General features: G+C 38.1%; 16 protein-coding genes. 1 reads left to right on the plus strand and 15 read right to left on the minus strand.

Annotation, left to right across the window (positions count from 1 at the left end):
- Window positions 1-7 precede the first annotated feature (7 nt).
- The 15 genes from OQ268_RS00060 to ubiE form a co-directional block, all read right to left on the minus strand.
- On the minus strand, window positions 8-562 hold the full coding sequence (locus OQ268_RS00060; RefSeq protein ID WP_265854012.1) for a hypothetical protein: 555 nt from the start codon (window positions 560-562) through the stop codon (window positions 8-10).
- Window positions 563-687: 125 nt separating this feature from the next.
- On the minus strand, window positions 688-2,589 hold the full coding sequence (locus tag OQ268_RS00065) for an amidophosphoribosyltransferase (protein WP_265854013.1): 1,902 nt from the start codon (window positions 2,587-2,589) through the stop codon (window positions 688-690).
- A 143-nt stretch (window positions 2,590-2,732) separates the two neighbouring features.
- Window positions 2,733-3,551 carry a glutamate racemase gene (gene murI / locus OQ268_RS00070; protein WP_265854014.1) on the minus strand — a complete coding sequence of 273 codons (819 nt, stop codon included), beginning with the start codon at window positions 3,549-3,551 and terminating at the stop codon, window positions 2,733-2,735.
- Between the two features lie 135 nt (window positions 3,552-3,686).
- The gene (locus OQ268_RS00075; protein WP_265854015.1) at window positions 3,687-4,265 is read right to left on the minus strand and encodes an OmpH family outer membrane protein; all 579 of its coding nucleotides are present in this window, start codon (window positions 4,263-4,265) and stop codon (window positions 3,687-3,689) included.
- Window positions 4,266-4,329: 64 nt separating this feature from the next.
- Window positions 4,330-4,860, minus strand: a complete 531-nt coding sequence (locus OQ268_RS00080; RefSeq protein WP_265854016.1) for an OmpH family outer membrane protein — start codon at window positions 4,858-4,860, stop codon at window positions 4,330-4,332.
- Between the two features lie 98 nt (window positions 4,861-4,958).
- A complete protein-coding gene (gene bamA, locus OQ268_RS00085) occupies window positions 4,959-7,502 on the minus strand; it encodes an outer membrane protein assembly factor BamA (protein ID WP_265854017.1) in 2,544 nt (847 codons plus the stop codon).
- A gap of 149 nt (window positions 7,503-7,651) precedes the next feature.
- Entirely contained in the window at window positions 7,652-8,392 is a 741-nt protein-coding gene (locus tag OQ268_RS00090) for an isoprenyl transferase (protein WP_265854018.1), read from the minus strand.
- Window positions 8,393-8,411: 19 nt separating this feature from the next.
- Window positions 8,412-9,212, minus strand: a complete 801-nt coding sequence (gene porG, locus OQ268_RS00095) for a type IX secretion system protein PorG (protein WP_265854019.1) — start codon at window positions 9,210-9,212, stop codon at window positions 8,412-8,414.
- 2 nt (window positions 9,213-9,214) lie between these two features.
- On the minus strand, window positions 9,215-10,096 hold the full coding sequence (locus tag OQ268_RS00100; protein WP_265854020.1) for an NAD kinase: 882 nt from the start codon (window positions 10,094-10,096) through the stop codon (window positions 9,215-9,217).
- Window positions 10,097-10,104: 8 nt separating this feature from the next.
- Entirely contained in the window at window positions 10,105-10,767 is a 663-nt protein-coding gene (locus tag OQ268_RS00105) for a CBS domain-containing protein (RefSeq protein WP_265854021.1), read from the minus strand.
- The gene (locus OQ268_RS00110; protein ID WP_265854022.1) at window positions 10,767-11,531 is read right to left on the minus strand and encodes an alpha/beta fold hydrolase; all 765 of its coding nucleotides are present in this window, start codon (window positions 11,529-11,531) and stop codon (window positions 10,767-10,769) included. Before OQ268_RS00110 ends, OQ268_RS00105 begins: the two co-directional genes overlap by 1 nt.
- 162 nt (window positions 11,532-11,693) lie before the next feature.
- Entirely contained in the window at window positions 11,694-12,140 is a 447-nt protein-coding gene (locus OQ268_RS00115; protein WP_265854023.1) for a GatB/YqeY domain-containing protein, read from the minus strand.
- Window positions 12,141-12,214: 74 nt separating this feature from the next.
- Window positions 12,215-12,985, minus strand: coding sequence for an SDR family oxidoreductase (locus tag OQ268_RS00120; RefSeq protein WP_265854024.1), 771 nt, complete (start codon window positions 12,983-12,985; stop codon window positions 12,215-12,217).
- A 91-nt stretch (window positions 12,986-13,076) separates the two neighbouring features.
- Window positions 13,077-13,874 (minus strand): type IX secretion/gliding motility protein PorT/SprT, encoded by a 798-nt coding sequence (gene porT, locus OQ268_RS00125; RefSeq protein WP_265854025.1) that lies wholly within the window; start codon window positions 13,872-13,874, stop codon window positions 13,077-13,079.
- Window positions 13,871-14,602: a bifunctional demethylmenaquinone methyltransferase/2-methoxy-6-polyprenyl-1,4-benzoquinol methylase UbiE gene (gene ubiE, locus OQ268_RS00130; RefSeq protein ID WP_265854026.1), complete on the minus strand. Its 732-nt coding sequence runs from the start codon at window positions 14,600-14,602 to the stop codon at window positions 13,871-13,873. The genes porT and ubiE overlap by 4 nt, the downstream gene beginning before the upstream one ends.
- A 126-nt stretch (window positions 14,603-14,728) precedes the next feature.
- Between ubiE and yihA the strand changes: the two genes are divergently transcribed.
- Window positions 14,729-15,352, plus strand: coding sequence for a ribosome biogenesis GTP-binding protein YihA/YsxC (gene yihA, locus OQ268_RS00135; RefSeq protein ID WP_265854027.1), 624 nt, complete (start codon window positions 14,729-14,731; stop codon window positions 15,350-15,352).
- Window positions 15,353-15,378: the final 26 nt, after the last annotated feature.

A 15,378-nucleotide genomic window follows, 5' to 3' on the forward strand; every position in this document is an offset into this window, starting at 1 on the left:
TTCGCTGTTATTCAAGTCCATCGAGATCATATAAGTCTACATAGTCTACCACGTTTCCACCTTCGCAGTTTTCCATATCCTGCAACCTGTAATAGTTACGACTTCCTTTCTTCAGAAAAACCTGCTTTCCTTTTTTTTCGCATGGAACCCCGCTATTATTGGCTTTAACGTAAGTAATAATCGTTCCTTCGAAAGCGAAATGTGTAGCGTCTGTTCTTTTTAAAGTCCCATTAATTTTTAAATATTCATTGTTAGCATTGGTTTGCTCACCTTTTATACTATACACACCCTCTTTGGTTTTTGTTACTTCTGCCGTTCCTTGTTTCTCAAAACTGATCCACTGTAAAGAAATTGGAATATTCTTGGTAACCGTAATGGCAACTTTAGGGATCTTATTTTTTATATCGTCTTTTACGCTATTGATCGTATCTACAAATTCATCAACCTTATTCGAAACACTGTCGCTTGTATCATCGATAACGTCGGTCACTTTCTTTTGACTTGCATCTGAGCATGCCAAACCCAAACACACCATAAATGCTAAAATTAATCTTTTCATCATACAGAAATTTGAAAGTTTTAACACAGAATCACAGGAAATGTTTTTTGTAGGCCAAATTACATAAGAACCATAAAAAAAATGGCCCATATTAAATATGAGCCATTAAAATATTGTTTGAAAAGGCATTAGTATGCCCTTTGGTTATTTCCTTCCTTCCAATTTACAAAGGCTTTGTTAACCACTTTATTACCTCCAGGAGTTGGATAATTACCCGAAAAATACCAGTCGCCCTTATTTTTAGGGCACGCTTCGTGCAGATTTTCTAAACTCTGATAAATAACTTCAACCTCTGCAACTGTTCCCTTGGGCGTTATAATTTGGGCAATTTTAGCTGAAATTTCTTCTGGGCTAAAAGGTTTGTAGATATCCTTGACATGATTAACGATTTCTTCCTTTGGTAATAGCAACGATGCTTTACATTTTGCATAAACATCCTCTATCACCTGCCACATACCTCTTTCGGTAAGTAACTGAATAGCGGCATCGAATGCTACAAATTGTCCCATTCGGCTCATGTCGATACCATAGCAATCTGGGTAACGAATTTGCGGAGCAGAAGAAACAATAATGATCTTTTTGGGGTGTAAACGATCTACAATTTTGATAATGCTTTGTTTAAGCGTTGTGCCACGTACAATCGAATCATCCAACGCCACCAATGTATCCTGGTGATTATTGATAATACCATAGGTGGTATCATAGACGTGTGCAACCATCTCACTTCGGTCGGCATCCTGTGTAATAAAGGTTCTTAACTTCACATCTTTAACAGCAAGTTTTTCAACTCTTGGCGCTAACGACAATAAGGCATCGAGATCCTGATCGGTTAACTGTTCTTTCCGATGTAGTAGTGTATCTTTCTGATGTTTACGAACATATTGGTTCACCCCGTCAACCATCCCAAAGAAAGCAACCTCTGCTGTGTTTGGGATGAATGAGAAAACTGTATTTTTCAGATCATAATTAACTGCTTTTAGAATTTTATCACTCAATAAGCGACCCAGTTGCTTTCGTTCACGGTAGATCTCTACATCACTACCTTTCGAAAAATAAATACGTTCGAACGAACACGATAGCCTTTCGGTTGGCTCCCGAAACTGCTCCATGCTTACCTCGCCATTTTTTTTGATGATTAAAGCATGACCGGGATCTATTTCCTTAACATCTTTAAACTGAATGTTGAAGGCCGTTTGCAAAGCTGGCCTTTCGGATGCTGCTACAACAATTTCATCATCATAATAATAGTAAGCCGGACGAATGCCTGCGGGATCACGCATGATAAACGAGTCGCCATTTCCTACCATTCCGCAGATCGAATATCCACCATCCCAGGTTTTGGCAGAGCGACGAAGAATATTGGCAATATCCAAGTTGTCTGAAATCTTGTGTGTAATGGCTACATTATCATGCCCTTCTTTTTTGTACTGATCAAACAACTCTTGATTTTCATCATCGAGAAAATGACCAATTTTTTCAAGTACTGTTACGGTATCGGCTTTCTCTTTTGGGTGCTGACCTAGTTCATAAAGTTGCTCTAAAAGCTCATCAACATTAGTCATGTTAAAATTACCCGCGATGACAAGGTTACGTGTCATCCAGTTATTCTGCCTTAAGAACGGATGGCAATTTTCTATGCTGTTTTTACCATGGGTACCATAACGCAAATGGCCCATTAACACCTCGCCTATAAAGCTTACGTTGTCTTTGAGCCACTCTGTATCCTGCATTAACTCAGGCGTATTTTCTTGTATATCAACAAATTTATTCTGAACATATTCGAAGATATCTGCCACCGCGTTGGAAGCCTTGCTTCGGTATCGGCTTATGTACCTGCTACCGGGTTTCATGTCTAGCTTAATGGTAGCAATACCTGCACCATCCTGGCCACGGTTATGCTGCTTTTCCATCAGAAGATATAACTTATTAAGGCCGTAAAGCGCTGTACCGTACTTTTGCTGGTAGTAAGAAAGTGGTTTTAACAGGCGAATAAAAGCGATTCCGCATTCGTGTTTTATCTGATCACTCATGGTATGGGTTATGAAGGCGCAAAGTTATCCTTTTAAACCATTACAACCTAAATAAAAGAATTTTCTTTTGTCACAATGGGGTTAATTTGGGGCGTGTGAATACAGCTATTACCTACTAATAGATGCGATAACTTACCAAGCCATTACATTGATTTTGATCGTAAGACAGCCCCGAAAAAAATCGACGCATGTTCATCGAACGTTTTGGGATCGCCACTGGTATAGAATTGCTTTTCACCACCTTTAGACAATCTATTCTCCAACTCAGGATGTCTTTCTAAATAATCTGATAAACTATCGGCAACAATTTCACCCTGTGATAAAATCTTAATATAATCTGGAAAGGCATGTTTAAGTTTAGGCATCAGCAATGGGTAATGCGTACATGCCAATAAAACGCAGTCGATATCGCCAGACTGAAGTAAAAGTTGCTCGCAATAGACCTGAATAAAAAAATCTGCACCTGGCAGAAGGTGTTCGTTGTTTTCAATTAGTGGCACCCACATTGGGCAACTTTGTTGAAATACTTTAATATGAGGGAAAAACTTTTTTATTTCGAGTAGATAAGACTGCGAGTTGATAGTTCCACGGGTACCCATAACGCCAACTTTGTTAGTACGTGTGAAATTGCCTATTACTTCTGCCGTAGGTCTTATTACACCTAACACTCTTCTATTAAGATATTTTTTCGGTAAGTCTTTTTGTTGAATAGTTCGCAAAGCTTTTGCCGAAGCAGTATTGCAAGCAAGTATCACCAATTCGCACCCTTGCGCAAAAAGCCACTCCACGCACTCCAAAGTATATTTATAAATGGTATCGAACGAATGATCACCATAAGGCGAACGTGCATTATCACCTAAATATATGTAGCTATATGCCGGCAGTCGATCTGATATTGCCTTGAAAACGGTTAAACCACCGTATCCAGAATCAAAAATACCTATTGGCGCTGCTGCATTCATTAGCTAAAGATATTGATAAATTAGGCAGGAAATGAAATAATAAGATCCTTTGGTACGGCAATTATAAAAAAAGCGGAACGAAGTTTAACCTCATTCCGCTTCCTGTTAAAACTAACGCAATCGCCAGTTTTTAAATTATTTTTTTGGTGCCGCTGGTTTAGCAGCTGTAGCCGTAATTCCTAATTTAGTTTTTACTGCGCCCGTAATATCATCACCACCATCCCAGAAAACTAAGTTGTTTCCACCTTGACCATTGGCAATATCGAAAACGTAAGCCAAACCTTTTTCTTTAGCTACTGCAGAAATTGCTGTTGCAACTTTTGCCTGAATAGGTTGGAACAATTCACCTTGTTTGGTACCTACATCCTGAGATGCTTTCGTACGTGCATCAGTAATGCGTTTTTCTAAATCCTGCAATTCTTGACCGGCTACCTGCAATTCTTTACCTACCTGCTCTTTGTTTGCTTCACTTAAAGTTTTTTCTTTAGCCTGAGCAGCAGACAATTTAGTTTGGTATTCTTTAATCATTCCATCAATGCTGGCTTGTAAAGATTTACCTAAAGTTTCTAAAGTTGTTTGAGCCGTTTTAGCCTCTGGTAAGTTAGCAAAAACTTCCTCAGAATTAATGTGACCCAATTTTTGTTGCGCATTCGCCATATTCGCTGTAAACACTAATCCTGCTGCTACAAAGAATACGTTAATTAACTTTCTCATCGTTCTATTTTACTTTGTTTTTATTATTCTATTTGTTTTTCCGAAAATTTCAGGGGCGAATATACTAATTATTTACAGTCCCTGGTTTGTACCCTAATTTTACAATTACATCATTACTAACATCGTAGCTACTGCTGGCATAAATCATCATTGTAGCTTCGCTGCTCTTATCAAAAATGAAATCCAGATACTTTGCTTTTGCAATTTGTTTAATCACATCTGCAACTTTATCCTGTATTGGTTTAATAAGTTTGGTTCTGCTTTGAAACAGCTCGCCATCGGGTCCAAATTTTTGGCGTTGAAATTCTTTTGCTTGTTTTTCCTTCTCGATAATTTCGTTCTCACGGCGTTTACGCATATCATCAGTTAGTAAAACCTGATCGGCCTGGTATGCTTTATACATCCGATCTATTTCACCGAAGTTCTGATCTACTTGTTGCTGCCATTGTTTAGAGGCAACCTCTAACTGACTCAAAGCAGATTTATACTCTGGCATATGCTTCAAAATATATTCCGTGTCTACGTAAGCAAACTTTTGGGCAAAAGCACCAAAGGAACTAACGAGTAAAAATGCGATAAAAAGATACTTTTTCATTTGTGTGTGTTTAATGATTTTCTAATAACCTAAGTTTTGTTTAAACTCAACTTAAGTTGTTTTATTGCATATTTAATAATTTTTTTAGAAGATATCAATTAGAATCCACCTAATTGTTGTGCGATACTAAAATGGAACTGACCTTTGTTGGCATCTGGCAAACCTGGTATCGAATCGAAACCGTAACCGTAATCGATACCTAACAAACCAAATATTGGTAAAAATATCCTGGCACCTACCCCCACAGATCTTCTAATGTTAAATGGATTGAAATCGTTGAATCTATTCCACGTATTACCACCCTCTGCAAAGGCAAGAACGAAGGCGGTTGCCTGTTGACTAGCAATAACCGGGTAACGTGCCTCTAATACATACTTGGTATAAATCGGGCTACCAGATTGTTGTGCAATCTGTGCGTTAGATCCGAAAGGAATAACAGTATTGTTAGCATAACCACGCATAGCGATCAACTCAGATCCTTGTAAGAAATCAAATCCTTGCATACCATCGCCACCCAATTTAAAACGTTCGAATGCTGATTGGCCAACTACGCTATTATACTGACCTAAAAAACCGAACTGTGCTTGTGCTTTAACAACCAAGTTGCCAACAACTCTTTGGTACCATTGAGAATCGAATTTCCATTTGTGGTATTCCGTGAAGCGATATTTATCTTTATCAGAAGCTGTAGCATAGTTTACCTTATTAAACAACGAATAAGGAGGCGTTGCCTGGATGGTGAAACGGATGAACGACCCTGATTTAGGGAAAATTGGCGAATCACGAGAGTCGCGGCTAATTTCTTGCGATAAGTTTAAGTTATAGGATGTACCAGTAGAAAATAAATAGCCCGCGTAATTGTTTAAGATGTATTGTTGCAAATTAACTGCATGGCTTAGCTGGAAATAGTTATCTGGCCAGTTTAATCTTCTACCTAAACTTACCGTTACGCCATTTAAACGAATTTTTTGGAATGATGAATTATCAGAACTTAAACCATTCGATTGCAATGATGTAAAGGCGCTTACACCAAAGCTCACTGGCTTCTCTCCACCAAACCATGGTTGCGAGAATGAGAAACTATAAGACTGATAGTACTTACCATTTGTTTGACCACGTAAACTTAATTTTTGACCATCTCCTTTCGGCAATGGTTTGTAAGCTTTAAGATTAAAAAGATTTCTTAACGAGAAGTTGTTGAAGGTTAAACCTAAAGTACCGATGATACGGCCACCGCCAAAACCGCCTGATAATTCAATTTGGTCTGAAGGTTTTTCCTCCACGGCATACTCGATATCTACCGTACCATCTGCCGGATTGGGGCGAGGTGTAGGCACGGTTTTAGACTCATCGAAGTTACCTAACTGTCCAATCTCACGAATGGTACGAATTAAATCGCTTTTGTTGAACTTCTGACCAGGTTTAGTACGAATCTCACGCAAAACAACTTTATCATTTGTAATGGTATTACCTTTTAATGTGATGCGGTTATTGGTGTATTGTGGGCCTTCGTACATGCGCATCTCCACATCTACAGTATCGCCATAAATTCTGGTTTGAACCGGATCAATGTTAAATGTAAGGTAACCGTTATCGGTATACATGCTATTAATATCGCCACCGTTTTCGCCACCACCGTTAAGTTTTTTATTTAAACGATCTTCGCTGAATACATCACCTTTTTCTATCGTAAGTACTTTATTCAAAATACTATCAGGATAAATGGCATTACCAGCCCAGGTAATGTTCCCGAAATAATATTTTTTTCCCTCGTAAATATCCATCTGAATATTTACTTTCTTTTTGTTGTATTGATAAATGCTGTCTTTTAAAAGCTCAGCATCGCGATAGCCTTTCTCATGCAACTTCGCAATCATTTTAATTTTATTCTCCTCGTACTTTTCTTTAGAGAATTTTCCGGAGCCCCAAAACCGCCACCAGGCAAACTGTTTTGGATTTTTTAAGTACTTGCGTAATTTAGAAGATTTAAAGTCTTTGTTACCTGTAAAATCGATATGTTGAACCTTAACTCGGCTGCCCTTATTGATATTGGCTTCTAATACAACACTATTCTCGGCGTTTGGATCTTTACGGGTTTTATAATCAATTGTAGTAAAATAGAAGCCTTTATCTAGCATATACTTTTTTACAATTGCCGAGGTGGTGTTATATAAGTTATCGTTTACGATCTTACCTGTTTTATCGTTTAGTTTTTCCTGAATTGCCGTTTTCTGCGACTTGCTTATTCCTTTTAAATCGATTGAGCTTAAACGCGGACGTTCTACTACTTCAATCTCGAAATAAACAGAATCCTGAACAAATTTTTGGATGTTTATTTTCACATCATCAAACAAACCCTGTGCCCAAAGCGTTTTTATAGCATCAGAAGTAGCTTCACCAGGGAGCACTACTTTATCGCCCTTGGTAAGTTTAGATAGGGTAATTAAAACGTCCTTATCTAAATATTCTGTACCGGTAACTGTTGTTCCGCCAATGATGTATTCACGTGGATTAAAATAATCTAAATCTAAGCCTCCAACCTTTAACGAGGGTGTTGCCGGAGCCTGACCTTGTGGACGTATTTGAGCAAAGGCCGGTGCGGCTAAAACTATCAGGATTAAAACTTGAAATATTCTTTTCATTAAAATAATTTGTTCAGTAATGGCCACGAAGGTAACGTTTTATAAAGCAAAAATTTCTTTATCCAACCAACCTTTTTATGGATTCATTTATCGTATTAAAGTGGTGCTAAGTTAGTTTAAACGCTTGTTAAAAAGTGTTAAAAGAAAAATTAGTTTAATTGTTCGCTAATTTTTCCAAATCGGCGTTCGCGTTTTTGGTAATCAACAATAGCTTCAAAAAGATCTTCCCGCCTAAAATCTGGCCATAGTACATCAGTAAAATAAAACTCGGTATAAGCCATTTGCCATAGCAAATAATTACTTATGCGGTGTTCTCCACTGGTTCTAATCATCAGCTCAGGGTCTGGAATGTTAACGGTGGTTAACTTTGAAGAGAAAAGGTTTTCATCAATATCATCAATGGCAATTTGGTTATCTTTTACAGCAGCAGCTATTTGTTTTGCTGCTTCTAAAATTTCCCATTTTGCACTGTAACTTAATGCGAGGGTAAGCGTACATTTTTCATTATGTGCTGTCTTCGCCATTGCTTCATGTAAATCATCAATACACTCTTGCGGTAATGAAGCAATATTACCAATCGCATTAAGTTTGATGTTATTCTTATTAAGTGTTTCGGTCTCCTTATTAATCGTAGAAATCAAAATCTGCATCAATGCATCAACTTCTTCTTTTGGCCGATTCCAATTTTCAGTAGAAAAAGCATAAAGTGTTAAATACTCAATACCCACTTCTACACAACCTTCTACAATATCTTTTACGGAAAGTACGCCTTGTTCGTGGCCAAAAACCCGCACTTTGCCCTGGCCTTTTGCCCATCGTCCGTTACCATCCATAATAACGGCAATGTGCCTTGGCAGGCGAGTATCGTCTATTTGTTCTTTAAATCCCATTTATTCTGTCAAAATCAGCTTAAAACGTATAGCATTTTGAGGATACAAAGGTAAAAGATATGCCAACACTAACAAATAGATAAGTGTCCCTTTTTCGAAAATCTCCTCTTTGGGTACCTACGTAACCTGTTTGGCTTAGAGATGGATCTGATAAATTGAGCGTATTTTCACCGTTTCTTAAGATTACAGGTGCAGCTGGATAACGTCCGCTTACGTCATCGATATAGTCGGTTAAGGGTGTTCTGTATCCAATTTCAGAAAAAACGCTCCAAGTATCTTTGTAATTATAGCGCAAGCCAACGCCATATGGGATGGTCAAAACCAGGTTTTGATACCCACTTGGTTGACCTTCAGTAGCCAGGCGGTCCAACCGATACGTTTCACCTTCAAAATCTACTGTTGGCTTGAATAAAACTCCGCCAATACCTGTGAAAAGATAAGGGGTGAATTGCCTGCTTCCGCCACCCAACTTATAATTGAAAAAATTGAAATCGACAACAGCATTTAATTCGCTCAATGAAGTTTTAAAACTAAGATTTCTTTCGATAAATTGTAAGTTGCTCGATGCTGCATCTTGTGCCTCTATTTGACCGTACTGGTAATTTATCCGTACTCCAATATACTGGTTAAAATTGCGTTTTGCATAAACACCAGCAGATAAACCACTTATTTGCAGTGGGTTATTCTGATTTAGGTCTCCTAGGTAACCGGCACCACCAGCCATGAGTCCTAACTCCCAATTGCCAACCTGGGCCTGGGTAATAGTGTAATTGGAGATGAAGAGGAGGATGATGAATAAAAGGCGTTTATTTAGCGTCATACCTAGTAGTTACGGGTATCTATGCCCCATAATAATTTATTCCTTAACGTGTTTAAATACGTTTCATTGTTCAGGCGAATAAGATTTATGCAAAAATCTGCTTTTTTTATCGCAATTTTCACCGAGCGTTCTACCGTTACTGTCCTGCTATCGCAAGAAACCAAAAACTTTGATTCTCTAGCCTCGACTTCAAAAGACAGCACATTATCATCCGGGAGTACAACCGGCCTTACATTAAGGTTGTGTGGAGCGATTGGTGTTACCACAAAGTTCTCGGAATCTGGATAAATGATAGGACCGCCACAACTCAGTGAATATGCGGTAGAACCTGTTGGTGTAGCAATAATTAGCCCGTCTGCCCAATACGAGTTGATAAACTCGTTGTTCATAGAAGCATGGATAATCATCATAGCCGAATTGTCTCTTCGGTGAATAGTGATATCATTAAGTGCAAAATTTTCTTCTCCAAACAAACCATTATCAGATTCTAGGATCAAAAGAGACCGGGCATCTAGGGTGTATTCACCACTTATCAATGCATTTAATGCCGATTCGATTTCATTTTTATTGATGCTGGCTAAAAAGCCCAAGCGACCAAAATTGATACCGATAACCGGAATTCCTGAGTTTCGGATTAATGATAAGGTATCAAGCAGGGTACCATCGCCACCTAAGCTGAGTAACACATCCGCATGATCTTTTAATTCTGCATGGTTATGAAAAACGATTGTATTTTTTGGCAACGATATTTTGCCATGAAGCGACGTTTTAAACTTAGAATATACAACAGGCTGTATTTGATGATCGGCTAAATGATTAAAAACCGTTTGAACATAGGGTAAAACCGTATCATTAAAGTCTCTCCCGTAAATTGCTATCCTCATATATGGCTTTAAACATTTAAATAGTTCATGAAAGAATCGTAACGTTCCTGCGATCCATCATCAACCTGAGTATTATTGTAAACCTCCTTAACCTGATAATCGTAACGTTCAAAAGAGGCTACTAAAGATGTTATTTCCGTTTTATTTACTTTTAAAGTAACTTCTAGCCGGGTGGAATCTTCAAAAGCATTCACAGAGGAAGATAAGATTTGTGCATTATCTGCTTCCACTATTTGCGAGATATGTGCTAGTGAATTATCCCGGTTTCCTATCTCTAACACAATAATACCACCTGGTTCATTTACTGCGTATTGTATTGCAACAGCATCCAAAACACAAGCAATAGGAATTAAGCCTAGATAGTTTTTACTCTGATCTAATACCGGAACAGCTGTAAGTTTAAGTTGACTCATGATCCGAATCACATCGTAGGTATGTGCATCTGCCTGCACAAAGAGCTGAAGATAGCTCACCGAATGGTCATTTAGTCGGGTGTCATGATCATGGATATTTTGCAAATCGTCTTCTGAAACCAAACCAACAAAAGCTTCACCATTAAGAATAGCAAGGTGCTTAACCTTAAACTCGTTCATCCGGTCTAAAGCCTGTTGCACCGTATCATTAATTCTCAATGATGGCATTACATGTGATATGATTTCTGCTGCAAACATTATTTGAGTAATATCCTATCTAAAAATTTCTCTAAGTAACCATTAAAAACTTGCGGATGTTCCATCATGGGTGCATGTCCGCATTTATCTACCCAGTTCAGCTCGGAATTTGGCAACAACTGGTGAAACTCTTCCGCCACTTCGGGTGGTGTCACCTTATCATTTTTTCCCCAAATTAAGGAAACGGGAATGGTTATTTTAGATAATTCCTTTGCCATATTGTGGCGAATGGCAGATTTAGCCATTGTTAAAATTCTAATTACACGAGATCTGTCATTGACCGTTTTAAATACATCATCAACCAATTCTTTTGTGGCCGTCGCCGGATCATAAAAAGTAAATTCTACTTTCTCTTTAATGTAATCGTAGCTTTCTCGTCTGGGAAAAGACCCGCCAAATGCATTTTCATACAAGCCAGAACTACCTGTAAGAACCAGAGCCTTAACAAACTCTTGATGCGCAACCGTGAAAACTAACCCGACATGACCGCCTAGTGAATTTCCAACCAATACCACCTGGTTCAATTTTTTAAATTTCAAAAACCGATGGAGGTATCTTGACAAAGCCTTAACCCCCAAGGTTAAAATAGGTAAATCGTAAATGGGTAAAATTGGGATAACAACATGATAACGATCTTTAAACCGCTCGATTACAAGCTCCCAATTACTTAATTCGCCCATTAGGCCATGCAGCAACACCAGCGTTTCGCCTTTTCCAGCTTCAATGTATTTAAATCCGTCTTCGTCAATTACCTGGTATGTCATATATATATTAGATGGTGGTGTGTACTAAGTTAATAGAGTAAACTTAAATTTTAGCATTTATAGTTAATTTTCTCAAATAATATCAAACAGGGAGAGCGGAATTGATTGAATTACTGTGCAAATTTGTTAAGTATTATTTGATATACAATGCAGGCTACTGAATTAGGCCAACTTCTCTTTTACAATTTCAGCAATCAATTTGCCATCGGCTTTTCCGGCAAGTGCTTTGTTTGCCAAACCCATAACTTTACCCATATCTTTAACCGATGTTGCACCAGATTGTTTGATAACGTCATCAATGATGCCGGCAACAGCTGAACGATCTAGCTGCTTTGGCAGGAACTGATTAATAACTTCAATCTCCTCTTCTTCTACCTGATAAAGATCTGAACGATTCTGTGATCTATAAATATCTGCAGACTCTCTTCGTTGCTTAATCAACTTCTGCAAAATTTTGAGTTCAGTTTCTTCGGTAATTTCTTCTGTAGATCCCTTTTCAGTTTTGGCTAAAAGGAGAGCTGCTTTAATTGCTCTTAAACCTCTTAATTGTGCATTATTTTTAGCCAACATGGCTTTTTTTATTTCTTGATCTATTGTATTTGATATCATCTAGTTTAAACCTCAAAGAAAGGCCTCCTGTTTAAGTTTACTGTGTGCTTAATTTATTGCCAAAGTTAATAGGTTTACAAACTTTGCATCGTTCTATCAATAATTGTTGCTGTAGCTTGTACCGATGGCATGATTAACATATCGTTGATGTTAACATGTTTAGGGCGGCTGACCACATACCAAATTGCATCAGCAATATCATTTGCAAGGAGTGGCTCTAAATTCTCGTAAACTTTCTTCGCTCTATCTTCATCGCCTTTAAAACGCACTACCGAAAATTCTGTTTCTACCATGCCCGGATTAATCTCTGTAACTTTGATACCGTGTGGAAGGAGATCAATGCGCATGCCCTTACTCAATGCATCAACCGCATGTTTGCTGGCACAGTACACATTGCCATTCGGATAAACCTCTTTGCCTGCGATAGAACCAATATTGACAATATGACCAGATTTATTAGGAACCATCCAATTAGAAACAATTTTTGTAACATATAATAAGCCCTTTACATTGGTATCAATCATGGTATCCCAGTCTTGCGTATCACCCTTATCAATCGGATCTAAGCCCTGGCTTAAACCGGCATTGTTAATAAGCACATCAACATTCTTCCATTCCACAGGTAAAGCTTCCAGCGCAGCTGATAAACCCACTTTATCCCTAACATCGGCCAATACTTGTTTGATTTCAATTCCGTATTTATCGTTAAGGTGACGTACCAATTTCGACAAGCGATCTTCGCGGCGGGCAAGCAGGATAAGTTGATACCCCTGCTGTGCAAATGTGTATGCACAGGCCTCACCAATACCTGAGGTTGCACCTGTAATTAATGCAATTTTAGACATATTTATGAATTTTAAGTCATGATAAACCTTATGCTTCGCCTGGCAAAGATTTATCTTTGATTGCAAAGGTAAGTTTTTTTGGGCTGTACGGCTATTGAAAAATCAAACTGAACGTTAATTGACGTAATTTCAACTTATCTATGGGGTTTGCGAATGCGGTATCATCATGCTGTAAAATATCGCTGGTAGAATAAGCTAACTTAATTTCTGGCGACATCTTAAAATATTCGAAATATAAATCGAAACCAATTCCGGTTTCATAAGAAAGGTAATTTCTGCTGTTCTTTAAAAATTTATTAACTGGTGTTTCACCTTCATCAAAAAACTTCTTTTTCGATGCAATATCTATGCTATACTTTGCCCCACCCAACCAATACGCACGAAAGTTGTTCATCCTGTTAGATTTCACTTTGATACCAAGAGGAAACTCGAACATCGTGGCCTGCACTTTTTTATCAATTAAGGTCTCAAATTTCTTGGTTTGTCCGTTTTCTAGCTGCAACGGTTCCATTGGTACGTATTCATACCGAACAACCCTATCGCTAAAGATAAGAGAAGGTGTAGAACGGAAATCGAAGTTTTCGCTAATCCTTCTATTCATTACAAAGCCTAAGCCAAAGCCAACTGAAGGGGGGCTGGAGATGGCATTGAGCTCTGGAGTTACGGGCAAACCAGAACTTGGATCGTAGGAAACACCCAACGAATTCGGCACCTCGTAAAACGGCGAACGCCAATTCGTATTTTTTAGAATTTTATATTCCGCAGAAATGTATTGAAAATTAAAACCAAAACTCCAGTCTTCATCGTCGATACCCCCGCCCCAATTTTGAGCAAATGCCGAAGTAATAAAAAATATGAAGGGAGATAGGAGAATTAATTTTCTGATCATTTAGAACCAACGTAAATTGAACTAATTCCAAACGTTAATGTTGTTTGTTTAGTATTTTTGAAACCGATTTTATCCATCAATTGCGTAAAGTCTTTCCCATCGGGGAATGCAGCAACAGATTCTGGCAGATAGGAATATGCACGTGCATCTTTTGAAAATAGTTTTCCGAAAAAAGGTGTGACGTGCAGAAAGTAGAAATTATAAAGCTGTTTTACAGGAAAAACGCGGGGCTTAGAAAACTCCAGGATTACCATTTTACCGTTTGGTTTAAGCACCCGATACATATCTGCGAGCCCTTGTTCCAGATTTTCGAAATTCCGAACACCATAGGCACAAGTAATCGCGTCGAAGGTATTATCATCGAAATTTAACCCTTCAGAGTCTCCAACCTGCACGCTGAATAAAGTGGTTAAATTACGTTCGTTTATCTTTTTTTTGGCAACATCCAGCATTCCCTCAGAAATATCTACGCCGATAACCTTCTCGGGTTGAACTTTTTTGATGGCTTCAAAAGCAAAATCACCTGTTCCTGTTGCAACATCTAAGAGATTTCTAGGCTGGATAGCTACCAATTCTTTTATTGCCTTTTTACGCCATAATACATCAATACCAAGAGAAAGAAAATGGTTTAAAAAATCGTAGGTGCCCGAAATATTGTTAAACATGGTTGCAACCTGTTCCTTTTTGGTTGCGTTCTGAGCCTGGTATGGAGTAATGTTCTGATTCATGATGTATGCGCAAAGATAACTTTATTGTTGAAATGTTATCATCCGCTAATTGTCAACTTACGTTCAGCGAAAGCGTTAAATGGATCAAAAGATTAACCATGCCTACAAAAATGCTACCTTTGTAGAATGGTTATCAAAACGGCAACATTTGTTTGCAGCAACACCCAAATATCGGCACTTCCACCACCGGTTATGCCAGAGTATGCTTTTATCGGGCGATCAAATGTTGGAAAATCTTCATTGATAAATATGTTGGTTAATCAGCATGGTTTAGCCAAAACTTCTCAACGCCCTGGTAAAACTCAACTTATAAACCACTTTCTAATAAATGAGGCTTGGTACATTGTAGATTTACCAGGTTATGGTTATGCAAAGGTTTCTAAAACAAGTAGAGAGAAATGGGAAAAATTTATCCGTGCTTACATTACTAAAAGAGAAAGCTTACAATGCGTTTTCGTATTGATAGATAGCAGGCTTGAACCCCAGCAAATTGATATTGAATTTTGTTACTGGCTGGGTGAAAAACAGATTCCATTTTCGCTTATTTTTACAAAGGCCGATAAACAAGGAATGACCACGACACAAAAAAATGTAGCTGCTTTTAAGAAAAAACTAGGTGAATTTTTCGAGGAAATTCCTGCTACGTTTATTACTTCGGCAGAGAAAGGAAACGGCAAAGACGAAACCCTGCACTTTATAACCGAGGTAAACAAAGACTTTGTAATTCCTAAAGACTATAAAAAATTCTAAATCAACCGGGGTTAATTAAAAACTAC

The organism is Pedobacter sandarakinus, assembly GCF_026240095.1.
GTDB lineage: Bacteria > Bacteroidota > Bacteroidia > Sphingobacteriales > Sphingobacteriaceae > Pedobacter > Pedobacter sandarakinus.